Annotated in this window: 19 protein-coding genes; 7 read left to right on the top strand and 12 right to left on the bottom strand. The window is 68.2% G+C overall.

Annotated features, from left to right (window positions below):
- Positions 1-75 precede the first annotated feature (75 nt).
- Positions 76-1,947 (top strand): ABC-F family ATP-binding cassette domain-containing protein, encoded by a 1,872-nt coding sequence (locus BOQ54_RS07715; RefSeq protein WP_071923645.1) that lies wholly within the window; start codon positions 76-78, stop codon positions 1,945-1,947.
- A 445-nt stretch (positions 1,948-2,392) separates the two neighbouring features.
- Here BOQ54_RS07715 and BOQ54_RS07710 read toward each other — a convergent pair whose 3' ends face one another.
- The 4 genes from BOQ54_RS07710 to BOQ54_RS07695 all read right to left on the bottom strand — a co-directional run bounded on the left by BOQ54_RS07710 (position 2,393) and on the right by BOQ54_RS07695 (position 6,436).
- Positions 2,393-2,761 (bottom strand): hypothetical protein, encoded by a 369-nt coding sequence (locus BOQ54_RS07710; RefSeq protein ID WP_055460001.1) that lies wholly within the window; start codon positions 2,759-2,761, stop codon positions 2,393-2,395.
- A gap of 19 nt (positions 2,762-2,780) precedes the next feature.
- Complete coding sequence (locus tag BOQ54_RS07705; protein ID WP_245316321.1) at positions 2,781-4,349, bottom strand: S10 family peptidase; 1,569 nt, start codon at positions 4,347-4,349, stop codon at positions 2,781-2,783.
- A 121-nt stretch (positions 4,350-4,470) separates the two neighbouring features.
- Entirely contained in the window at positions 4,471-4,923 is a 453-nt protein-coding gene (locus tag BOQ54_RS07700; RefSeq protein ID WP_071923643.1) for a DNA polymerase III subunit chi, read from the bottom strand.
- A gap of 10 nt (positions 4,924-4,933) precedes the next feature.
- Entirely contained in the window at positions 4,934-6,436 is a 1,503-nt protein-coding gene (locus BOQ54_RS07695; protein ID WP_071923642.1) for a leucyl aminopeptidase, read from the bottom strand.
- A gap of 219 nt (positions 6,437-6,655) precedes the next feature.
- On the opposite strand from BOQ54_RS07695, the gene lptF reads away from it, so the two are divergent.
- The 6 genes from lptF to BOQ54_RS07665 all read left to right on the top strand — a co-directional run bounded on the left by lptF (position 6,656) and on the right by BOQ54_RS07665 (position 14,671).
- Positions 6,656-7,816: an LPS export ABC transporter permease LptF gene (gene lptF / locus BOQ54_RS07690; RefSeq protein WP_063185907.1), complete on the top strand. Its 1,161-nt coding sequence runs from the start codon at positions 6,656-6,658 to the stop codon at positions 7,814-7,816.
- A 1-nt stretch (position 7,817) separates the two neighbouring features.
- The gene (gene lptG / locus BOQ54_RS07685; protein ID WP_055460006.1) at positions 7,818-8,909 is read left to right on the top strand and encodes an LPS export ABC transporter permease LptG; all 1,092 of its coding nucleotides are present in this window, start codon (positions 7,818-7,820) and stop codon (positions 8,907-8,909) included.
- Complete coding sequence (locus BOQ54_RS07680; protein WP_245316320.1) at positions 8,909-11,467, top strand: LPS-assembly protein LptD; 2,559 nt, start codon at positions 8,909-8,911, stop codon at positions 11,465-11,467. The genes lptG and BOQ54_RS07680 overlap by 1 nt, the downstream gene beginning before the upstream one ends.
- Position 11,468: 1 nt before the next feature.
- The gene (pdxA, locus tag BOQ54_RS07675) at positions 11,469-12,479 is read left to right on the top strand and encodes a 4-hydroxythreonine-4-phosphate dehydrogenase PdxA (RefSeq protein WP_071923640.1); all 1,011 of its coding nucleotides are present in this window, start codon (positions 11,469-11,471) and stop codon (positions 12,477-12,479) included.
- On the top strand, positions 12,476-13,333 hold the full coding sequence (gene rsmA / locus BOQ54_RS07670; RefSeq protein WP_055460009.1) for a 16S rRNA (adenine(1518)-N(6)/adenine(1519)-N(6))-dimethyltransferase RsmA: 858 nt from the start codon (positions 12,476-12,478) through the stop codon (positions 13,331-13,333). Before pdxA ends, rsmA begins: the two co-directional genes overlap by 4 nt.
- Positions 13,334-13,489: 156 nt before the next feature.
- Positions 13,490-14,671, top strand: coding sequence for an acyltransferase family protein (locus BOQ54_RS07665; RefSeq protein WP_083585927.1), 1,182 nt, complete (start codon positions 13,490-13,492; stop codon positions 14,669-14,671).
- Here the strand turns inward: BOQ54_RS07665 and gmk are convergent.
- From gmk to BOQ54_RS07625, 8 genes are all read right to left on the bottom strand, one after another.
- Positions 14,640-15,311 carry a guanylate kinase gene (gene gmk / locus BOQ54_RS07660; protein ID WP_055460011.1) on the bottom strand — a complete coding sequence of 224 codons (672 nt, stop codon included), beginning with the start codon at positions 15,309-15,311 and terminating at the stop codon, positions 14,640-14,642. The two genes, BOQ54_RS07665 and gmk, sit on opposite strands and share 32 nt — an antisense overlap.
- A complete protein-coding gene (locus tag BOQ54_RS07655) occupies positions 15,308-16,195 on the bottom strand; it encodes a YicC/YloC family endoribonuclease (protein ID WP_063185889.1) in 888 nt (295 codons plus the stop codon). The genes gmk and BOQ54_RS07655 overlap by 4 nt, the downstream gene beginning before the upstream one ends.
- A gap of 97 nt (positions 16,196-16,292) precedes the next feature.
- Entirely contained in the window at positions 16,293-17,642 is a 1,350-nt protein-coding gene (mltG, locus tag BOQ54_RS07650) for an endolytic transglycosylase MltG (RefSeq protein WP_071923639.1), read from the bottom strand.
- A gap of 89 nt (positions 17,643-17,731) precedes the next feature.
- Entirely contained in the window at positions 17,732-18,991 is a 1,260-nt protein-coding gene (fabF, locus tag BOQ54_RS07645; protein WP_055460014.1) for a beta-ketoacyl-ACP synthase II, read from the bottom strand.
- A gap of 72 nt (positions 18,992-19,063) precedes the next feature.
- Positions 19,064-19,303 carry an acyl carrier protein gene (locus BOQ54_RS07640; protein ID WP_019401507.1) on the bottom strand — a complete coding sequence of 80 codons (240 nt, stop codon included), beginning with the start codon at positions 19,301-19,303 and terminating at the stop codon, positions 19,064-19,066.
- A gap of 258 nt (positions 19,304-19,561) precedes the next feature.
- A complete protein-coding gene (fabG, locus tag BOQ54_RS07635; protein WP_055460015.1) occupies positions 19,562-20,299 on the bottom strand; it encodes a 3-oxoacyl-[acyl-carrier-protein] reductase in 738 nt (245 codons plus the stop codon).
- 14 nt (positions 20,300-20,313) lie between these two features.
- Positions 20,314-21,261 (bottom strand): ACP S-malonyltransferase, encoded by a 948-nt coding sequence (gene fabD / locus BOQ54_RS07630; protein ID WP_071924433.1) that lies wholly within the window; start codon positions 21,259-21,261, stop codon positions 20,314-20,316.
- A gap of 52 nt (positions 21,262-21,313) precedes the next feature.
- On the bottom strand, positions 21,314-23,404 hold the full coding sequence (locus BOQ54_RS07625) for a methyl-accepting chemotaxis protein (protein WP_145979741.1): 2,091 nt from the start codon (positions 23,402-23,404) through the stop codon (positions 21,314-21,316).
- Positions 23,405-23,493: the final 89 nt, after the last annotated feature.

Raw genomic sequence — 23,493 nt, 5'->3', positions numbered from 1 at the left:
ATGACGGCGCGGCACGAAGTCCGCGGGGCTCGAGCCGGGGCTTGCCCCCCGGGGCGCGGCGCGCGACAAGACGCCATGCTGCACGTCAATGATCTCACCTACCGGCTCGGCGCCCGCGTTATCCTCGACGGCGCCACCGCGGCCTTGCCGCCGAACGCCCGCATCGGCCTCGTCGGCCGCAACGGCGCCGGCAAGACCACGCTGTTCCGCATCCTGCTCGGCGAGATCGCACCGGAGAGCGGCTCCATCTCGATTCCGCGCAACCTGCGCATCGGCGCGGTCGCGCAGGAGGCGCCGGGGGGGCCGGAGCGGCTCATCGACATCGTGCTCGCCGGGGACAAGGAGCGCACGGCCCTCCTCGCCGAGGCCGAGACGACGAGCGATCCCATGCGGCGCGCCGAGATCGAGACCCGGCTCGTCGACATCGACGCTCATTCCGCCCCTGCCCGCGCGGCCGCCATCCTGCACGGCCTCGGCTTCGATGCCGACGCGCAGCAGCGGCCCTGCTCGGACTTCTCCGGCGGCTGGCGCATGCGCGTCGCGCTCGCGGCCATCCTCTTCTCGGAACCGGACCTGCTCCTGCTCGACGAGCCGACCAACTATCTCGACATCGAGGGCACGCTCTGGCTCTACGACTATCTCGGGCGCTATCCGCACACGGTGCTCGTCATCAGCCACGACCGCGAGTTGCTCGACACGGCCGTCGACCACATCCTGCACCTCGACCAGGGCAGGCTGACGCTCTACCGCGGCGGCTACACCTCCTTCGACCGGCAGCAGCGCGAGAAGATGGCCCTGCAGGCGAAGGCGCGCGTGAAGCAGGAGGCCGAGCGCAAGCACCTGATGGCTTTCGTCGACCGCTTCCGCGCCAAGGCGTCGAAGGCGCGGCAGGCGCAATCGCGCCTCAAACGGCTGGAGAAGATGGAGCCGATCGCCCCCGTCGCCGAGGAAGAGGCCCTGCCCTTCGACCTGCCCGGCCCCGCGCGGCCGCTGTCCCCACCCCTCGTCGCCATGGAAGGGGTCGGTGTCGGCTATGACGGGCGCCTCGTGCTTGACCGGCTCAACCTCACCATCCTGCCAGATGATCGCATCGCGTTGCTCGGCCCCAACGGCAATGGCAAGTCGACCTTCGCCAAGCTGCTGTCCGGCCGCCTGAAGCCTGTGAAGGGTAAAGTGCGCCATTCGCCGAAGCTCACGACGGCGTATTTCGCGCAGCACCAGCTCGACGAACTCGTGCCGCAGGAAACGCCTGTCGACCACGTGGCCAGGCTGATGCCGGACGCGCCCGAGCCGCGCCAGCGCTCGCGCGCCGCACGCATGGGCTTTCCCGGCGCCAAGGCGGATACGCCCGTCGCCAATCTCTCGGGCGGCGAGAAGGCGCGGCTGCTGATGGGCCTTGCCGCCTTCGCGGGGCCGCATCTGCTCATCCTCGACGAGCCAACCAACCACCTCGACATCGACAGCCGCCAGATGCTGATGGAGGCCATCAACGACTACGACGGGGCGGTGCTGCTCATCAGCCACGACCGCTTCCTGGTCGAGGCCTGTGCCGACCGGCTATGGCTCGTCGCGAACGGTACGGTAAAGCCCTACGACGGCGATCTCGACGACTACCGCCGCATGGTGCTTTCCGGCCCCGACAACGGCGGACGCGGCGAAGGCACTGGCGGCGAGAAGGCGGAGCGGCGGCGCGAGGCGGCGCAGAAGCGCATCGCGCTCGGGCCGCTCAAGAAGCGCGTAGAGGCGCTGGAGATGCGGATGGAAAAGCTCTCGACCGCCATCGCCAAGGTCGATGCGGCGCTCTCGGAACCGGATACGTTCAAGAAGAACCCGGAGAAGGCGGCCGAGCTGTCGCGCATGCGCGCCGAGGCGGCCGATGCCCTGGCGAAGGCAGAGGAGGAATGGCTCGCGGCCTCCGCCGAGATCGAGGCAGCGACGGCGGCGTGATCTGTTCAGAGGCACCCGTCGCGGGAGGATGGGGGTGGGGTCCCTGAAAAGGGATTTTCTGCCCCACCCATTCCGGTCTTATAGCACCGGAGGCCCTTCCCGAGGGTGGGAAGGGTCTGAAGTGGATCACCCTTCGCAGGCGTCCACTTAATTAAGATTAACGCCATCGGCCGGGAATTAAAAGAGTTTTCCACAGGACGGCAGGACGGCCGGCTGCGCACAAGGGTGCGGCGGCGGAGGGCCTCCCTATGCCTCCCACGCTGCCAGTTACCCGCCAACGACCAGACGCTCCCGCCAGCACCGAGCCTACCACGCGCCGTCATGGCCGGGCTGTCCCGGCCATCCACGCCTTTCAGCCTTGCGCAACGGCCAGGCGTGGATGCCCGCGACGAGCGCGGGCATGACGGCGAGGACGTTTGCCGGCCTAACTTTCCACGATCCGGGCCTATTCGACGACCCGGGTCAGGCGGTTGTCGGTGAAGAGGTAGAGCTTCTTGCCCGACGGCTCCTGATAGAGCACCTGCACCTCACGCTGGCCCTTGCCGCTCTCGCCGATGAGCACGTCGGTGGGCTGGCCCTTGAGGCCGACGAGCGCGCATTCGGTCATGCCGAGCGCGATGCCAGCCGGCCCGCCCGTCGCCGGATTGAGGCTCGCGTCCGCCGTGCAGCGTCCGTCGGGGCCGAGCACCGGCTCGCTGGTGCCGGCATGCACGGTCACGGACCGGTCGTTGACAAATGCCGTGCCGCCCACGTCGGCGCTGCAGGCGCCGAGCAGAAGGGCCGTGGCGCAGGCGAGCGCGTTCTTCACCATCATCGTGCTGTCATCCCATCTTTCACTTGATCTCTTCGTAGAGTGGACGCACGGCGTCCGTCAGGGCGCGGCGCGAGACGTCGCGCGTATAGAACATATGGCCGCCCGGCAGCACCGCGAGCTCGACCCGCCCGCCGTCGCTGCCGAGCGCCGGCAACTGGTCGAGCGCGAGCTTTGAGGCGAAATAGGGCGTCACCAGATCGGTGAAGCCGTGCACGACGAGCGCCCTGGCCCGCCCGTCGAGCGCCAGCGCGTCGGCGAGGTCGCCGAGCGCCTGCGGCTGGCGGCGGCCGGAGCCCCAGTTCCAGCGGCCGCTCACCTGCCGATTGAGCAGGTGATAGCGGCCGTCGACCCGGTAACCCAGTTCTCGCGCCAGATAGTCGACGCTCGCACTGGTGAGGGGCGCGACGGAGCCGTCGAGCACGGGATCGTCGAAATCCGACCGGGCGGCGAAGGGGTCCGGGTCGAGCCCGGTGACGGCGCCGTCGTAATAGCTGCCGACCCGCTCGCGATCCCTGTGCAGTTCGCGTACGAAGCTGCGCATGTCGACCCGGCCGGCGAGCCGGCGCACGAAGGCCTCGTCGAGGCCGGTGAAGCGGGTTACTTCGGCGACGAAACGTTCTGTCGCCTCCCGGTCGCGCGGCCCGCGCAGGAAATCGGCAAGGAACGGCCCTCCGGCATAGCGCTCGGCCTCGGCCAGCTCCGCGCGGCTGGTGATGGTCCGGCCTCCCCTCTCCAGCGCCGTCGCCGCAAAGGACGGCAGCCGCGCCGCCTTGGCGAGCGGCGATACTGCCCCGTCCTCGATAAGGCTGAAATCGAGGACCGGCGAGATCATGACGAGCGTGCCGACACCGATGCCGAAGTGTGTCTGCAGCGCGCGGGCGAGCTTCGGCACGCGGAAGCCGCCGTAGCTCTCGCCGACGAGCCCCTTGGGCGACGCGAGGCGATCGTAGCGGTTGAGGAACTGCCATACGAAGCTGCCGAGCGCCGAGATGTCGCCATCCACGGACCAGTAGCGGCGGCGCACCTCGCCGTCGCTCGTCAGGAAGCGGCTGAAGCCGGTGCCGACCGGATCGACGAAGACGAGATCGGTGAAGGGCAGCCAGCTCTCCGCATTGTCGCTCAGCACGGGCGGGCTCGACGGCACCTCGCCCTCGTTGCCGAAGGACAGGCGCCGCGGACCGAGCGCACCAATGTGCAGATAGGCGGAGGCCGCGCCCGGCCCGCCGTTGAACGCGAAAGTGATCGGCCGCCGCTGCGGATCGGCGCCCTTCCTGAAATAGGCGACGAAAGCGATGTCGGCTTCCTCGCGGCCGTTCGCGCCCTCGAGCACGATGCTGCCGGCGATGGCCTGGTACTCGATCGTCTCGCCGCCGATCGCGATCTGGTGCTCGGTGGCGACGGCCGGCGGCAGGCGCCGGGATTCGGGGCGCTCGCGGCGGGCGTCGCTCCGCGGCTCGCCGCCGTGGTCATCCGCCTGCGCCGCGGCGGCGGGGGCGCCCTCGCCTTCCTCCTGCGCGACGAGTGGAGCGGCGAGGCCGAGCGGAAGAAGCAGCGCAAGCAGAAGCAGGAGAGAGGCGCGTTTCAGCATGGGTCCGTCCGGCTGGCGCATTGGGAAGGCATGTTCCGCGTGCGATGGGGTTGTACCGACAAGAGGCCGGAAACGGCCGAGCGGCAGTGGTGCGTCGGACCCGTGGCAGGAAAAAGGCTGTTCAAGCCTTCTTGATCCAGCGGCCCGCCTCGTCCTGCTGCCAGTAGGTGGCGGCAAGGCCCAGTTGGCGCGCCCGCTTCCACTCTCCACGCGCGGCGGCGAGCGCGTCCTCGTCGTTACCATCGAACATCAGCACGATGCGCTCGTAGCCGTCGACGGCCTCCGGCAGCCGCGCGGCGGCGGCGAGGAAGCGCACCTGCGCGCCATTGGGGTTGTGCGCCCCGGTGGTGAGGAGAACGGGCTGGCTCGCCGCATCCGCCTCCTTCTCGGTGCCATGAGGCAGGAAGCTCTCCTCCGAGAATGTCCAGAGGTGATCGTCGAGCGCGCCGAGACGCTCCTCGTCCGGCACCTCTATGATGACGCGCCAGCCGCGCTCGAGGCTCCTCGTGACGAGCACCGGCAGCACCGCCTCGAGCGGCTGGCGCTGCAGATGGTAGAACAGCACCTCGGCCATGGCGTTCCGGTCAGCTCTCGTAGTGGTCCCTGACCAGCCGGTCGAGCAGCCGCACGCCCCAGCCCGAGCCCCAGCTCTGGTTGATGTCGCTTGCCGGCGAGGACATGCCGGTGCCGGCGATGTCGAGATGCGCCCATGGCGTGTTGTTGACGAAGCGCTGCAGGAACTGCGCGGCCGTAATCGAGCCGCCGTTGCGCCCGCCGGTGTTCTTCATATCGGCGAACTTGGAATCGATGAGCTTGTCGTATTCGGGCGCGAGCGGCAGGCGCCAAACCTTCTCGCCCGTGGCGCTGCCGGCAGCGGCGATCCGCTCGGCGAGTTCGTCGTCGTTGGAGAAGAGGCCGGCGTGCTCGGTGCCGAGCGCCACGAGGATGGCACCGGTCAGCGTGGCGAGATCGACCATGAAGGCAGGACCATACTTGTCCTGCACGTGCCAGAGCACGTCGGCGAGCACGAGGCGCCCCTCGGCGTCAGTGTTGATAATCTCGATCGTCTGGCCCGACATGGACCTGACGATGTCGCCCGGACGCTGGGCCTTGCCGTCCGGCATGTTCTCGACAAGGCCGATGGCGCCGATGGCATTGACCTTCGCCTTGCGGGCGGCGAGCACGTGCATGAGGCCGACGACGCAGGCGGCGCCCGCCATGTCGCCCTTCATGTCCTCCATGTTCTGCGAGGGCTTGATGGAAATGCCCCCCGTGTCGAAGGTGACGCCCTTGCCGACGAAGGCGACGGGCTTCACGTCATCCCGGGTGTCGTTCCAGCGCATGAGGACGACGCGGCTCTCGTTGTGCGAACCTTGGCCAACGCCGAGCAGGGCCCGCATGCCGAGCTTCTTCAGGGCCTTCTCGTCGAGCACCTCGATGTCGACCCCGAGCTTGGCGAGTTCCGCCGCGCGGTCGGCAAAGGCGGCCGGGAAAAGCACATTCGGCGGCTCGTTGACGAGATCGCGGGCGAGGAAGACGCCATCGGCAACCGCCGCGCGAGGCTTCCAGGCGCGCTTGGCGGCCGCCGGATCGGCGACATGCAAGGTGACCCGCGCCGGCGCGCCGCCGTTGTCGTCGTCCTTCTTCTTCGTCTTGTAGCGGTCGAAGCGGTAGGAACGCAGGAGGAGGCCGAGTGCGAAATCGGCCGCGGCCTCGGCCGAAAGGGGCGCTTCGCCCGGCGCCTCGAAGACGACGCGCGCATGGCCACCGGCCGAGAGCTTCGCGCAGACGGCCCCACCCAGGGCAGCCCAGTCGAGCTTGGCCCGCTCCTCGCCCTCGCCGAGCCCGGCGACGATCAGCCGGTCGGCGGCAAGGCCATTCGGCGCCGTCAGAACGAGCAGGCTCTTGGCCTTGCCCTTGAAACGCTCGAGATCGGCGGCGCGCGCGATCGTCTCATCGAGCCCCGCCCCGACGAGGCCGGCAGCGGCGCGCGCGCTCTTGCGATCAGCGCCCACGAAGACGACGACGTCGCCCCCGTCCGTCAGCTTGTCGTAAGGCTTGAACTCGAGCTTCACGTTCTGCGCCATGTCGTCGTCCCCGTTGCCGTTCGGCGCGCGGCCCGGCAGTTGCTGCCGCGAATCCGGCCCGTCGTCCGTGGCACATATAACATGCACGGTTGCCTTGGGCAGGCCGGCCCGGCAATGACAAGACAGCGAGGCGGCACGTCTTGCCTCTTGCCGAAGCCGCTGAGGGGGATTAGCTCCAAACGCACGAGCGACGGGACGGGACGCCACCAGGCGAGATAGATGGGCCAGATCGAGCGATACATCATGCGCAATGCGGCCGTCGCCTTCGTGGCCTGCCTCGTGGCGCTCACGCTCGTCATCTGGGTCACGCAGATCCTCCGGGAGCTCGACCTCGTCACCGGCAAGGGACAGACCTTCGCCATCTTCCTCACGGTGACGATGCTTTCGCTGCCGGCGCTCATCACCATCATCGCGCCGGTCGCCCTGTTCATTGCCACGCTCTATGCGCTCAACAAGCTCAACGGCGATTCGGAGCTCATCGTCATGAGCGCGGCCGGCATGGCGCCGGCGCGGCTGCTTCGGCCATTCGCAGCCATCATGCTCGTGGTGAGCATCGTCGTCGCTGCCATGACGATCCATCTCATGCCGGCGAGCTTTGCCGCCCTGCGCGATCTCATCACCCAGATCCGCGCGGATTTCGTCGCAACGATCGTCAAGGAAGGCCAGTTCACCACGCTCGAATCCGGCCTGACCTTCCATTTCCGCCAGCGCTCCGGCGACGCGCTGCTAGGCATCTTCATGCAGGATCGCCGCGATCCGGAAAGGACGACGATCTACCTCGCCGAGCGCGGCCAGACGGTCGACGTCGACGGCCAGAGCTATCTCATCCTCGAGAAGGGCTCGGTGCAGCGGCAGGAGCCGAACAGCCGCGATTCCGCCATCGTCACCTTCGAGCGCTACGCCATCGACCTGTCGAGCTTCGGCCAGGATGGCGGCGAGATCGTCTACAAACCGCGCGAGCGTTCCACGATGGAGCTTCTCTTCCCCGACAAGGAGGAGAACTACTACAAGATGCAGGAGGGGCGCTTCCGTGCCGAACTGCACGAGCGCTTCGCGGCCCCGCTCTATGCCATCGCCTTTACGCTGATCGCCTTTGCCGCGCTCGGCGAGCCGCGCACCACACGCCAGGGCCGCGGCTCGGCCATGGCGGCGGCGCTCATCGCCGTCGTGTTGGTGCGCATCGCCGGCTTCGCGGCCTCGAGCGCACTGGTGCGGACCCCGGCCGCAGTCGTCGGCGTCTATGGGGCGCCGATCCTGGGCAGTCTCGGCGCGCTCTTCCTCATCTTCGGCGGGCACGGCGTCAAGCGCCGCATATCGCGCCTCGCCGATGCCGCAGCCGCGCAACTTGCTGCCTTCCTGCCGCGGGTGCGGAGGGCTTGACATGCAGCTCATCGGCCCGACGCTGACGCGCTATTTCTCCGCCCGCTTCCTCGTCATGATCGCGGGCGTCTTCGGCACGGTCTTCGCCCTCATCTACACGCTCGATTTCGTCGAGCTGATGCGCCGCGCCGGCGATGCCCAGGGCGCCTCGAGCGGGCTGATGGCCACGCTGTCGCTGCTGCGCACGCCGGCGGTGGCGGAGCAGGTGCTGCCCTTCGCCATGCTTTTCGGAGCCATGGCTGCTCTGCTCAACCTCAGCCGGCGGCTTGAGCTCGTGGTGGCGCGTGCCGCCGGCATCTCGGTCTGGCAGTTCCTGCAACCCGGGCTGCTCGTGGCGCTCGGCATCGGCCTTGCCTCTGTCATGCTCTACAACCCGCTGTCGGCCCTGATGAAACAGCAGGCGAGTGCGATCGAGGGGCGTATTTTCGCGAGCGCCACCCGTTCCTCCGCCGGGCAGGAACTGTGGCTGCGTCAGAGCAGCGTCGACGGTCAGGCCATCATCCGCGCCGATGTCGCGGTGGAGAACTCGACCACGCTCGCCCGCGTCACCGTCTTCCTGTTCGCGCCTGACGGCTCCTTCCGCGAACGCATCGAGGCGAGTCAGGCCGAGCTGAAAGAAGGCTACTGGGACCTGAAGGATGTCCGCATCCTCTCCGTCGATGCGGAGCCGCGCAGCCACGACAGCTATCACCTGGCCACGACGCTGGATCCCGCCCAGGTCAGGCAGAGCTTCACCTCGCCCGACGCCGTGCCGTTCTGGAGCCTGTCCGGCGTCATCGAGCGTACGGAGCGGGCGGGGCTCGACGCCACCCGCTATCGCCTGCAGCGCGACATGCTGCTGGCGCGGCCCTTGCTGTTCATCGCCATGGTGCTCGTGGCCGCATCTTTTTCCTTAAGGTTTTTCCGATTTGGTGGTGTAGCGCGGATGGTTCTTGGTGGCGTCGTCGCAGGCTTCGTGCTTTATGTTGCGACCGAAGTCATGAAGGACCTCGGCGCGTCGGGCCTCGTCAGTCCGCCGGTCGCGGCGTGGTTTCCGGCAGTTGTTGGCAGCTTGCTCGGGGTGCTCGCCCTCCTCTATCAGGAGGATGGCTGATGCGTCTTTGGCCAGGCAGGAACCGGCAGGGTGTGGGTATGCGCTCGAGTTACGGCACGGTCGCAGGGCTGGCGATCGCGGCGGCGCTATGCGTCGGCGCGTCGGAGCCGGCGAGCGCGCAGGGCACGCTCAACGACCGCCTTGCCGCGACCGCGCAGCAGAGTGGCAACCAGGACCAGCGGCTTGTCGTCGAGGCGCGCGAGATCGTCTACAACAACGACAAGAACACGGTTTCGGCCGTCGGCGACGTGCACCTCTACTACCAGGGGCGCGTGCTCGAGGCCGACAGAGTCACCTATGACCGCAATACCCGCCGCGTGCATGCCGAGGGCAATGCCCGGCTGACCGAGACCGATGGAACCGTCGCCACCGGCGAGCGCTTCGAACTCACGGACGACTTCCGCGACGGCTTCATCGATTCGCTGCGCGTCGAGACAACCGACAAGACCCGCTTCTCCGCGCCGCGCGCCGAGCGTACCAGCGGCGAATCCACCGTCTTCGAGAAGGGCACCTACACTGCCTGCGAGGCCTGCAAGAAGGATCCTACGCGCCCGCCGCTGTGGCAGGTCAAGGCCGCCAAGATCATCCACAACAACAGCGAGCAGATGATCTATTACGAGGACGCCACCATCGAGTTCTGGGGCGTGCCTCTCCTCTATGTGCCGTATTTTTCGACGCCCGACCCGACGGTGAAGCGCAAGACGGGCTTCCTCGCCCCGCGTTTCGTGAACTCCACGTCCCTCGGCTACGGCGCTTCGCTGCCGTTCTTCTGGAATCTGGCGCCCAACTACGACCTCACCATCACGCCGACCATTCTCAGCCGCCAGGGCCTCCTCGGCCAGGTGGAATGGCGGCACCGGCTGATGAACGGCTCTTACAACATTCGTGCGGCCGGCATCTTCCAGCAGGATCAGGACGCCTTTCTTCAGCCACCGTTCGGAGCGGGTGACAAGACGTTCCGCGGCTCGGTCGAATCGACCGGCCGCTTCGACATCAACCAGCAATGGAAGTGGGGCTGGGATGTCGCCGTCCTCTCGGACAAGTGGTTCCTGCAGAACTACAAGATCAAGAGCGAGAGCGTCACCTCAACCTACTTCAGGGAATCGACATCGACGGTCTACTTGACGGGCCGCAGCGACACCGGCTTCTTCGACCTGCGCGGCTACTACTTCCGCACGCTGACCTACGAGGACTGGCAGAAGCAGCAGCCGATCGTGCATCCGGTGCTCGACTACAACAAGCGCCTGCCGGGCCCGGGCTTCCTCGGCGGCGAGGTCACGATCGACGCCAACGTCACCAGCCTGACGCGCGACGCGGCCCAGTACGCGGGCGTGCCCAACGCGCTGTCGACGCCGCTGTTCAGCTTCTCGAACGGATCGATCTACTACACCTGCTCCACCTTCACCTCGGCAGACTGCCTGGTGCGCGGCGTCGGCGGCACGACGACGCGCGCCTCCGTCGGCCTGTCCTGGCGGCGCAGCTTCATCGACCCGCTCGGCCAGGTGTGGACGCCGTTTGCCGGCGTCCGCGTCGACGCCTATGCGCTCGATATCAATACGACACGCTACCAGAATAGCGAGATCTCGAACTTCCTCGACCCGAGCGAGAACTTCCTTGCGCGGGCCATGCCTACCGTCGGCCTCGAATACCGCTACCCGCTCATCGCCGCCACCAATGGCCTCGGTACGCACACCATCGAGCCGATTGGCCAGATCGTGGTCCGGCCGCGGGAAACGAGGATCGGGCAATTGCCGAACGAGGATGCGCAAAGCCTCGTCTTCGACGACACCAACCTCTTCGAGTGGAACAAATTCTCGGGCTACGACCGGGTCGAGGGCGGCGTCAGGGCCAATGTCGGCCTGAAATACGCGCTGGCCATGGACAATGGCGGCTATGCCGACGTACTCTTCGGCCAGTCCTACCAGCTCGCCGGCACGAACTCCTTTGCCGCGGGCGACATCGCCCACGTGGGCCTCAATTCAGGCCTCGAGACGAAGCGCTCGGACTATGTCGGCCGCGTCCATCTCGCGCCGAGCTCGAAGCTCTCCTTCACCGGCCGCGGGCGCTTCGACGAGGAGGATTTCGGGCTGCGCCGCCTCGAGCTGCAGGCCAATGCGGTCCTCGGCCCGGTCACGACCAGCGTGATGTATGCGCGCTACGCCGCCCAGCCCGAGCTCGGCTATCCCACGCGGCGCGAGGGCCTGCTGACGAGCGCCAACCTCAAGCTGTCCGAGAACTGGTCACTGAACGGCTCGATCCTGCTCGACCTCGACCGCTATCTGCAGGATCGCCAGCGCTACATCGAGAACCCGAGCCTGCCCTACAACAAGTCCAATCCCTGGACCGTGGCGGGCGTCTCGCTCGGCGCCGTCTATCAGGACGAATGCACGCTGTTCGGCATCACCTATTCGTCGAGCTACAAGGACGCGGCGACAGGCACGAAAGACCGCGACCAGACGGTCATGTTCCGGCTCGAGCTCAGGACGATCGGCGAGGTCAGCTACCAGTACCAAATCGACAGCGGTTCCTCGGTCACGGACGGGGTGAGCAGCAACTGACATGGCTCGCGGCAAGGTCTTTGCGCTGACACAGGGCGATCCCGCAGGCATCGGCCCCGAGATCGCACTCAGGGCTTGGCTGCGGCGCCGCGAGGAGGCCCTGCCGCCCTTCGCGCTCATCGGCTCCGCCTCGTTCATGACCGGCCTGGCTGAACGCCTGTCTCTCGACGTCGCGATAGCGAAGACGACGCCGGACACCGCCGCCGCGCTGTTCGATACGGCCCTGCCCGTCATCGACATCGGGCACGCCGTCGATGCCGTTCCGGGCGTCCCCTCGTCGCGCTGGGCGGCCGGCACCATCGCCGCCATCGACCTTGCCGTGCGCCTGATCCAGGAGGGCCGCTGCACGGCCGTCGTCACCAATCCGATCGCCAAGCACGTCCTCTACGAGGCGGGCTTTGCCCATCCGGGCCACACGGAATATCTCGCCGTGCTCGCCGCCGGCCCCGGCGAGCCCGCGCCACATCCGGTCATGATGCTGTGGAGCGAGGAGCTCGCGGTCGTGCCGGTCACCGTCCACATCCCCCTCGCCGCCGTTCCGGCGGCGCTGACGCGCGAGCTGATCGTGGAGACCGGGCGCATCGTGGCGCGCGACCTCAAGGAGCGCTTCGGCATTGCCCGGCCGCGGCTCGCGGTCGCCGGCCTCAATCCGCATGCCGGCGAGAAGGGGGCGCTCGGATCGGAGGACGAGGCCGTCATCGCCCCGGCGGTCGCGGCCCTGCGCGCGGAGGGCGTCGAGGCCGGCGGCCCCTACCCTGCCGACACCATGTTCCATGCCCGGGCGCGGCGCAGCTATGATGCGGCGCTGTGCATGTATCACGACCAGGCGCTCATTCCGATCAAGGCACTCGCCTTCGACGAGGCGGTCAACGTAACGCTCGGCCTGCCCTTCATCCGCACGTCGCCGGACCACGGCACCGCCTTCGACATTGCCGGCAAGGGCGTGGCGCGGGCGGACAGCCTGTGCGCGGCGATCAGGCTCGCAGGCCGGCTCGCGGCGGCCGAGGCATGAGCGCCATCGACGACCTTCCGCCGCTGCGCGAGGTGGTACAGCGGCATGGGCTGATGCCGAAGAAGTCACTCGGCCAGAACTTCCTGTTCGATCTCAACCTGACCATGCGCATCGCGCGCGCTTCCGGCCCGCTCGACGGCGTCAACGTGGTCGAGGTCGGACCGGGACCGGGAGGGCTGACGCGCGCCCTTCTTGCCGGCGGCGCCCGGCACGTACTCGCCATCGAGCGCGACGAGCGCTGCCTGCCGGCGCTTGCCGAGATCGCCGAGCGCTATCCCGGCCGCCTCACGGTGATCAATGCGGATGCGCTTGAGCTCGACCCCACGGCCCATTTGCCGCCCGGGCCGGCGCGCATCGTCGCCAACCTGCCCTACAATGTCGGTACCGCACTGCTCATCGGCTGGCTCACGGCCGAGCCGTGGCCGCCGTGGTGGGAATCGCTCACGCTGATGTTCCAGCGCGAGGTCGCCGAACGCATCGTCGCCGACGAACGGCACCCAAAGGACTACGGCCGCCTCGGCGTACTGACGGGCTGGCGCGCACAGGCCTCCATCGCCTTCGACGTCTCCCCCTCCGCCTTCGTGCCGCCGCCGAAGGTCGTCTCTTCGGTGGTGCGCATCCTGCCACGGGCGGTGCCCGATCCGTGCCGACTCGGCGCCCTCGAGGCTGTCAGCCAGGCCGCCTTCGGACAGAGGCGCAAGATGCTGCGGCAGAGCCTGAAGGGAATCGCCGGCGGCGATGCCACGCGCCTCATCGAGGCTGCCGGCCTTGCCCCCACCGCGCGCGCGGAGGAGATTCCCGTGGCGGGCTACCTCGCGCTGGCACGGGCGCTCGATCGGCAACTACACCTTTGAGCCATTGGTCCCCTCTCTGGCGGCGTGGTAAAAATCCATAAAATTGTTCGCATCAGCGGAAGCTGACATGAGGGAAGCTGCCGAGGCCATTCTGCGTTGCGGCGTGCGGGTCCTTCACGGTTCGCACCGGCAGCGCCTACCATCCAGCGATCAGCGATGACGGCCGCGGCGCCTCCCTCCAAGGAGGGGTGGAGCAAGCGTGCGGCCGCCACAGGCCAACGAAGCGGCGCGCACCTCCTCGCCGTTCAGGTGCTGCGCGCCTTTGCGGCCTTGGCCGTCGTGATCTACCACGCCGAGTATGATGCGGAAGCCGTCGCGGCACGGGCGGGGCTGACGTTCGAGCACAGCGAACTGCTGCCGTGGATGGCCGGGGTCGATGTCTTCTTCGTCATCTCCGGCTTCATCATGGTGCATGCGAGCGAAGAGCTCTTCGGCATGTCCGGTGCGGCAGGGCTCTTCCTGACCCGGCGCCTGATCCGCATCGTGCCGCTGTACTGGGCAGCCACCCTCCTGTTCCTCGCCAGTCTCGTGCTCCTGCCGAACGCGCTCAACAAGGCAGCGCCGAATCTCTGGCAGATCGTGGCATCCTTCCTCTTCGTTCCGGTCGCACGCAGCGATGGGCTCATTCGCCCGGTCTTCTCGCTCGGCTGGACGCTGAACTACGAGATGTTCTTCTACGCGCTGTTCGCCACGGCGCTCGTGCTGCGGCGTGCCGCGGCGGTAGCGACGGTCACGGCGACCCTCGTCCTTCTCGTCATCATGGGCGAAGCCGTGCACAGGACCGGCATTGCGGCACCGGCCGTCCTCGCGTTCTGGAGCGATCCCATCGTGCTCGAATTCGCCTTGGGCATGGGCCTTGCCCTGTTACGGGCCGAAGGCATTCGGCTGACCTTGCTGGCGCGCACCAGCCTCGCCGCCGCGGGCGTGCTGCTGCTGCACCTCGACCTCGCACAGCCGGATAGGGTCGTCGTCCTGCCGCCGCTCGTGGCCTACGGCGGACCGGCGGCACTCCTTGTCGCGGCAGCCGCCCTTGGACACGGCGCAACGGCCGGACAGCGCCTCGAGCGCCTGATGGCAGCGCTGGGCGACGCCTCGTACGCGCTCTATCTGGTGCACCCTTTCATCATCCGCCCCCTACGCCTTGCCGTCATCGCGGCCGGCTTTGCGGGCATCGGCGCAGCCTGGGGCTACGTGGCGCTGGTCCTCGTCGCGTCCGTGCTCGCCGCGCTCCTCGTCCATCGCCGATTCGAGCGGCCGATGATGCGCCGGCTGCGCCGATGGGCCGTGCGCGCCGCTCCGGCAACGATCAGCGGGGCGACCGGCCCTTCTCCTCGCTGAGCAGCTTGTCGACGAAGGCCTGAAGCCCGATGCGACGCTCGCGCTTCAGCCGCTCGGCCGTGAGGATCGCGACGAGCTCGTTGAAGGCCCGGCCGAGGTCATCATTGATGAGGACATAATCGTAGAGCGGCCAGCGGGCGATCTCGTCGCGGGCGTTCTGCAATCGCTTGGCGATGACGTCCTCGGCATCCTCGGCGCGGCGATCCAGCCGCGCCTTCAGCTCTGCCATCGACGGCGGCAGGATGAAGCAGGTGACCACGTCCGCGCGCATCCTGTCGACGATCTGCTGCGTGCCCTGCCAGTCGATGTCGAAGACCATGTCCTGGCCGGCGGCCAGCGCCTCCTCCACCGGTCGACGCGGCGTACCATAGAAATTCCCGTGCACCTCCGCCCATTCGATCAGGTCGCCCCGGTCGCGCATGAAAAGGAATTGATCCTTCTCGATGAAATGGTAGTGCACGCCGTCGATCTCGGACGGGCGGCGCTGGCGCGTAGTGACAGAGATGGAGAGGCGCAGCCCGAGCTCCGCCTTCTCGATCATGTTGCGCGTGAGCGTCGTCTTGCCTGCTCCGGAGGGAGAGGACAGGATGAGGACGAGCCCGCGACGCTCAATCGCCGGGCCGGAAGAAGGCTTGCTCATTCGACGTTCTGGACCTGCTCGCGGAACTGCTCCACCACCGTCTTGAGGTCAAGACCGATGGCCGTCAAGGAGGCATCGCCGGCCTTGGCGCACAGCGTGTTCGCCTCGCGCGACAGCTCCTGGGCAAGGAAGTCGAGCCGCCGGCCGATGACGCCGCCCTCGGCGAGCAGCGCGCGCACGCTCTCCACGTGACTCTTCAGGCGGTCGATCTCCTCCCGGATATCGGCCTTGGCCGCGATGAGCACCGCCTCCTGATGCAGCCGCGTCTCGTCGAGGCGCCGGTCACTGTCGATGAGGGCCGCCACCTGCGCGGCAAGGCGGGCCTTGATCGCCTCCGGCTGGCGCGCCGGGCACGTCTCGGCGGCGGCGGCGAGTTCCGCGATGCGGTCGATCTGGGCCGACAGGATGGCGGCGAGCGCCTCGCCTTCCGCGGTCCGCGTGCCGACGAGCGCTGCGAGCGCCCGGGTCAGGCCGGCCTCGACATCGGCCGCAAGGCGCGCCAAGAGCGCCTCGTCGTCGGCCTCGTCGATGATCTCGACGACGCCACGCACCGAGAGGAGCCCGTCGAGCGTCGCCGGCGCGATACCTGGCGGCAGGGCGAGGCCTTTGACGGTGTCAATGAGCCCGTTCAGCATCGCCGTGTTGATGCGGGCGACCGGCGTCTGCTCGGCGCGGGCGAGCGTGAGATTGGCGTGACACGTGCCGCGGCCCAACATCTTGCCGATCAATTGCCGGGCCGTCTCACCCATCCCTTCGTGGCCGGGCGGCAGGCGCAGGCGCAGGTCGAGCCCACGGCCGTTGACGGTCTTGATCTCCCAGGCCCAGCGATAGGGGCCCGTGTCGCCCGCCTCGCGGGCGAAGCCGGTCATGCTGCGAAGGGTCATGTTGCCTCGTGCATTGAGAAAGCGGGCCGCCCCCACGGCCCGTGAACGCCGGCGCCCTCCCTTCGGCCGTGACGGCAAAGACGCGGGCCGACGGCACCTATTCCGTCAGTGTACTGACGTCCGGCACCACCTTGGGCGAGGTAAGATCGAAGGTCTTGTTTCGCAGCGGATCTTTCGGCGTCCCTTCCGAGGCGTCGTAGATCTTGGGCCCGCGGGAGCCTGCCGCGCCCTGCCGCTGCGGCTCGTCGACAGGTTTTGCGCCGTCGGCTCCATCGTCCTCGGGATCGACCCGATCCACCTCGGGGGCGGCACCGGCCGGCGCGCGCTCAGCCTCGATCCGGCGCCACTGCCGCACATTGCGGTTGTGCTGGTCGAGGGTTTCCGAAAAGGCGTGGCCACCGCTGCCGTCAGCGACGAAATAGAGATCGTTCGTATTGCTCGGCCGCGCCGCTGCCTGCAGCGCATCCCGGCCGGGGTTAGCGATCGGCCCCGGCGGGAGGCCGGGGATGACATAGGTGTTGTACGGCGTCGCCTGGTTGATCTCGCTACGCCGGATGCCGCGGCCGAGCGTGCCCTTGCCGCCGACGAGGCCGTAGACGATCGTCGGGTCGGACTGCAGCTTCATGCCCTTGCGCAAGCGATTGACGAACACGGCCGCGACCCGCGGCCGCTCCTCCGCCACCCCCGTCTCCTTCTCGACGATGGAGGCGAGCACGATGAGTTCCTCAGGGCTCTTCAGCGGCAAGTCCGGATCGCGGTTGGCCCAGATCTCCTGCACCATGCGCTTGTGGTCCGCCTTCATGCGGTCGATCAGGACCTGGCGCGGCGTGCCGCGCGCGACCTTGTAGGTCTCGGGCAGCAGCGTGCCTTCGGCCGGCACCTCGGCGATCTGTCCGGTGAGCAGGTCATTCTCCATCAACCGCGCGACGATCTGCTCGCTCGTCAGGCCCTCCGGCAGGGTGATGGGGTGCAGGAGCGTCCGGCCCGAGGCGATGAGGTCCATGACCTCGCGCAGGCTGGCCTCGCGCTTGAAGAGATACTCGCCTGCCTTGAGCTCATCGTTCTTGCCCGTGGCATAGAGGCCGAGCACGAAGAGCAGCGGATAATCGATGACGCCTTCGCGGCGCAGCGTCTCGGCAACCGTCTGCCCGCCGCCGCGCACGACCACCGCCTTATCCTCCGTGAGCGGCCCGGGCGCATCGAACTGCCGCTGGCCCAGATAGACGGCCGCGCCGAAGGCCAAGACCGCGATCATGATGAAGGTGAAGAAGGCGCTGAGCGCGGACAGCAGACCGCCACGACGGCGGCGGCGGGACTCACGCGGCGGTGGGGGTGGTGCTACCATTGGCTTGATCGCCTCGCTCGGACTGCGTGGGGCGACGCGCGGCGCCGGGTCCACATTGCGCGCCGGATCCTGCGCCGACGATGCGTGCTCGTTGTCGCCCATCGGAATCAGGCTGGCCCTCCCCGCGAAGAACTTGCCTTCGCCTCCAACACTAGGATCGATTATGGCGAAAGCACGCCGCCCGACACAACTCAGGCGTCCACCCTGCGAAAGGCAAGTGATGCGTTCGTCCCTCCGAAGCCGAAGGAATTCGACAGCACCACGTCGATCTCGCGCTGCCGCGCCTTGTGCGGCACGAGGTCGATCGGCGTGTCCACCGACGGGTTGTCGAGGTTCAGCGTCGGCGGTGCCACCTGGTCGCGGATCGCGAGGATGGAGAAGATCGCCTCAACCGCGCCGGCCGCGCCGAGCAGATGCCCTATGGCCGACTTCGTCGATGACATGCTGATGTTGGCCGCGGCGTTGCCGACGAGCCGCTCGACGGCGCGCAACTCGATCTCGTCGGCCATGGTCGAAGTGCCATGGGCGTTGACGTAGTCGAGATCCGCAGCAGTGATCCCCGCCCGCTTGAGGGCGGCCTGCATGCAGCGGAACGCTCCGTCGCCATCCTCTGACGGAGCGGTGATGTGATAGGCATCGCCCGACATGCCATAGCCGACAACCTCGGCATAGATGCGCGCGCCACGGGCCCTGGCGTGCTCATATTCCTCCAATACGACGATGCCCGCTCCCTCGCCCATGACGAAGCCGTCACGGTCGCGATCATAGGGCCGCGAGCCCCGGGTCGGATCCTCGTTGAAGGCGGTACACAGCGCCCGGCAGGCCGCAAATCCGGCCAGCGACAGGCGGTTGATGGGCGATTCGGTACCACCGGCAACCATGACGTCGGCATCGCCCAGCGCAATGATGCGGGCCGCATCGCCGATGGCGTGCGCCCCTGTCGAGCAGGCGGTGACGACGGAATGGTTCGGGCCCTTGAGCCCATGCTCGATCGACACATAGCCCGAGGCGAGATTGATCAGCCGCCCGGGAATGAAGAAGGGAGAGATGCGACGGGGCCCGCGCTCGTCCAGCAGCAGGGAGGCGTCATGGATGCCACCAATGCCGCCAATGCCGGAGCCGATGAGCACGCCGCTGACGATCTGATCCTCGTAGGACGAGGGATGCCAGTCGGCGTCATCGAGCGCCTGCTTGGCCGCCGCCATCGCATAGACGATGAACGGGTCGACCTTGCGCTGCTCCTTCGGCTCCATCCAGGCGTCGGCGTCAAACTCGCCCTCGCCGGTGCCACGCGGAATGGAGCAGGCGATCTGGCAGGGCAGGTCCGACACCTCGAATGCCTCGACGCGCGACGCACCGCTCTCGCCGGCCAGCAGCCGACGCCAGGTCACGTCCACGCCGCTGCCGAGCGGCGTAACCATCCCGAGGCCGGTGACGACGACACGTCTCATGCAATCACTCTGTCAGCAAGCCACAAGGCCGGCGCGGCGCAGAGGCGCCGCACGCCGGTCGACAAGGCCTGTTCAGGCCGCGACGTTCTTCTCGAGGAACTTGATGGCGTCGCCGACGGTGACGATCGTCTCGGCGGCATCGTCCGGGATCTCGACGCTGAACTCTTCCTCGAACGCCATGACGAGCTCGACCGTGTCGAGGCTGTCGGCACCGAGATCGTCAATGAAATTGGCGCTGTCCGTCACCTTCTCGGCGTCGACGCCAAGGTGCTCGACGACGATCTTCTTCACGCGCTCGGCGATATCACTCATCGGTTTGTCCTCAGTTCCACTTGTCGAAGGCCCGGGAGCATCACTCTCACTCGCGGACCCGGGAAAACACAACTTCCAGCTTGAGGCCAAGGCGGAGCGGGCTCTCCTGCCCCCTCCCGCACCCGGCCAGCCAGCACGAAACCCATGGGTATCGGCGGGCACGGACAGGGTTAGAACGGCTTGTTAACACACTCGGATCGTGAAGGCGAGAGGCCTTGCCGGCCCGGTGAAACGATTCCGGATTCCGCCCTAACTCATTCAGAACATTGCCATTCCGCCGTTCACATGCAAGGTCTGTCCGGTGACGTAAGCGGCTTCGTCGGAGGCGAGATAGACGACCGCCGCGGCCACTTCCTCACCCGTTCCGAGCCGGCCGGCCGGCACGTTGCCGAGGATCGATTCCCGCTGCTTGTCGTTGAGCGCATCGGTCATCGGCGTCTCGATGAAGCCGGGGGCGACGCAATTGACGGTGATGCCGCGGCTCGCGACCTCGGCCGCGAGGGCCTTGGTCATGCCGACGAGGCCGGCCTTGGCGGCGGCGTAGTTGCCCTGGCCCGGATTGCCCGTGGCGCCGACGATGGAGCCGATGCCGACGATGCGGCCGAAGCGACGGCGCATCATGCCCTTCACCGCCGCGCGTGACAGGCGGAAGGCGGAGGTCAGGTTGACGGCGATGACCGCGTCCCACTCCTCGTCCTTCATGCGCATGAAGAGGTTGTCGCGCGTGATGCCGGCGTTGTTGACGAGGACGTCGAGCCCGCCGAGGGCCTGCTCGGCCGCCGGCACCAGCGCCTCCACTTCGGCCGTGTCGGCGAGGTTGGCGGGCACCACGTGCACCCGCTCGCCGAGCTCGCCGGCGAGCTTTTCCAAAGCCTCGCGGCGCGTGCCGGAGAGCGCCACCTCGGCACCGCGCGCGTGCAGCGCCCGCGCGATGGCGCCACCGATGCCGCCTGTCGCGCCCGTGACGAGCGCCTTGCGACCCTTGAGTTCGAACATGCGACCCTCCGCTGTCAGAGCCCGCGCGACGCCTTGTAGGCGGCGACGTCTTCGGGCGCGCCCACGGCCTGGGCCGAGGCCCCGGCGACGATGCGTTTGGCAAGGCCCGTCAACACCTTGCCGGAGCCAAGCTCATAGAATGAATCAACCCCTTCGCCGGCCATGAAGGCGACGCACTCGCGCCAGCGCACAGTTCCGGTTACCTGACGCACGAGACCATCGCGGATCACCTGCGGATCGGTCACGGCGCGCGCATGGACGTTGGCGACGAGCGGCGCCTTTGGCGCCGCGATCGCGACCGTCGACAGCGCCTCCGCCATCACGTCGGCCGCTGGCTGCATCAACGAACAATGGAACGGGGCGGACACCGGGAGCAGCATGGCGCGCTTGGCACCGCGCTGCGGGGCGAGCGCGACCGCCCGCTCGACCGCCGCCCTGTGGCCGGACACGACCACCTGCCCGCCGCCGTTGTCGTTGGCGGCCTCGCAGACCTCTCCCTCGGCCGCCTCAGCCGCGACCCTGGCTGCGTCCTCGAAATCCATGCCGAGGATGGCGGCCATGGCGCCCTCGCCAGCCGGTACAGCCTTCTGCATGGCGTCGCCACGGATGCGCAGCAGTCGCGCCGTATCCGCCACGGAGAGGCTGCCCGCCGCGGCGAGGGCCGAATATTCGCCGAGCGAGTGGCCAGCGACGAAGGCGACATCGCGCGCGATGTCGAGGTCGGCCTCGCTCTCCAGCACGCGCACCACGGCGAGGCTGGCGGCCATGAGAGCGGGCTGGGCGTTTGCAGTCAGCGTCAGCATATCCTGCGGCCCCTCCCACATCACCTGCGAGAGCTTCTGGCCGAGGGCCTCGTCGACCTCCTCGAAGACGGCGCGGGCGACCGGAAAGGCCTCGGCGAGAGCCTTGCCCATCCCGACGGCCTGGCTGCCCTGGCCCGGAAAGGTGAAAGCGACTGGCATGCGGCACTCCAAGAAAACGTCGGCGGGCAGTGCCATTGGTTTTGCCGCGCTGTCAAGCCGCGCCAGCTTCTCCTTGTGGACCGGAGGCCGTGTCGTCCTCCGCTTCCGCCGCCTCGACGCCCGCGAGAAAGGCGCGGACGCTCGCCTCCAGGGCATCGGCCTGCTGCGACAGCCGTGACGACCATTCGCTGACGGCGGCGGCGGCGGCGCCGGCGCGCACCACCTCGTTCTCGACGCTGCGCATGGACAGCGCGCCGGCGCGCGCCTCGGCCGCGACGGCCTGGGTCTTGGCCGCCATGCGGGCGACGATGCCGTGCTGCTCGCGCGCCGCTTCCGCAACGCCGGTCGCCACGCCCGACACTTCCGCCACGAGGCCGTCCATGGCGCCGACGGAGTGCTCCGCCGCTGCAGACGCCTCCTGGATCTCCTTGATCTTGGCCGCGATCTCGCTGGCGAACGCGGCCGTCTGGCCGGCGAGCCCCTTCACCTCCTGCGCCACGACCGCAAAGCCGCGGCCGGCATCCCCGGCCCGGGCCGCCTCGATGGCGGCATTGAGCGAAAGGAGGTTCACCTGGTCGGCGATGGCGTGGATGATGTCCGTCACCTCCTCGATGCGGGCCGCGCGCTCTGCCAGGCTGCGGATCGTCTCCACGGTGTGGCCAATGGCGACGACCGCCTGTTCGGCGACGGCATCGGATTGGGCCGCGCGGTTAGCGATGCCTTCCGTCGATGACGTGAGATGATCCACGCCGGCCGCGACCGAAGCCACGTTGTCCGACACGCCCGTGACGGCAACCTCGGCCTCTCTAGCCTTGTGCGACACGCCGGCCGACATGTTCATGAGGTCCGCAGCCATGCCGTCGAGCAGGCGCACGCCATCGCGCACGCTGGCCAGCGTGCGGGAGATGTCCGCCTCGAAACGGGTGACGAGGGCCTCCAGCCGCTCCGCACGCCGCTGCGTGACCATGGCATTCCTGTTCGCATCGGCGATGAGCGCGTCGCGCTGGCGGGCGTGGTCGCGGAACATGGCGACGGCCTGCGCCATCTCGCCGATCTCGTCGTGCCGGCCTTCGCCCATCACGGCCACGTCCCGCTCACCGGCGCGCAGCCGCCGCATGGCGACGATCATGCTCTGCAGAGGCCGCGACAAGCCGCGCGCCATGAGATAGGCGGCGGCGCCGGACAGGACGACGGTGATGACGAGGGCGAGGACCTGCACGTGCCGCAGCACCGAACTCGTCGCGCCCATAGCCTCGAGAGTCGCCGCTTCGTGCTGGGCGGCAAGGCCGACCATGCGCCGGGCCACCGCGATGCCGTCGCGCAGATGCTCCGTGAAGGCGGCCTCCGCGGAGCGCCGCGCCGCCGTGTCAGCGATGTGGCGGTCGAAGGCCGCGCGATAGACGCCGACATACGGCGTCACCTGCTCGGCCAGCCAGCGCTGATCCGCCGGTACGGCCGCCAGCTCCTGCTCGAGCGCCTGCAGGGCCTGCCGGTGCTGCCCCAGCGCCTGCTGGGTGCCGGCGATCATGTAGTCCTTCTCGTAGCGCCGTACCATCAGCAGGGCGTTCATGGCTCGCAGGCGCCACACGGTAGCCTCCTGCGGCGCACGCGGGACGAGCCGCCGCTCCGCCTCGCCCGCCGCCTCGCGGAAGGTGCCGCGCAACCCCTCGTCGAGCGTGAAGCCGATGCGGTCCTGCGCCGCAACGAGGTCGGCGAACCGCTCGCGCATGCGGGCGAGCGCTCCCTGGATGGCGCCGACCTCGCCGCGCAGCACAGCCTCCGCGTCGAGAGCCGTCAGGCGCGCGAGAAGGCTCTCCGCCTGCCCGATGTGGCTCTCCACATGAGCGAGGCTCACCTCGCCCTGGCCGAGCAGGAGTTGCTCGACCGACAGATCGATCTCGCGCAGCTCGGACTGCATGACGAGTGCCGTCTGCTCGAGCTGCGAGGCGCGCGCGGCGCCCTCCTGGGCGCTCTCTATGGCGGCAAGGCCGAAGAGCGAGATGGCGGTGACGCCGAGCATGCCCAGAAAAGGCACCCCCGCCAGCAGCATGAGCCGCAGGCGCAGCGATACGCCTGATCGTCGCCACATGAGCTCCCTCACCTTCGCATGGTCGGCCATGTCCGGCTTTTGACGAGATTTCACGCACGGCTCTTAAAAATGTCGGAAAGTCGATCATTAATTTTGCAAATACTCGCTCCGTAGAGAGCCGCACGGTGGCAAGCGCACGTCGG

Source organism: Chelatococcus daeguensis (genome assembly GCF_001887265.1).
GTDB classification, from domain to species: domain Bacteria; phylum Pseudomonadota; class Alphaproteobacteria; order Rhizobiales; family Beijerinckiaceae; genus Chelatococcus_A; species Chelatococcus_A sambhunathii.
This window is presented reverse-complemented; position numbering and strand designations above follow the sequence as displayed.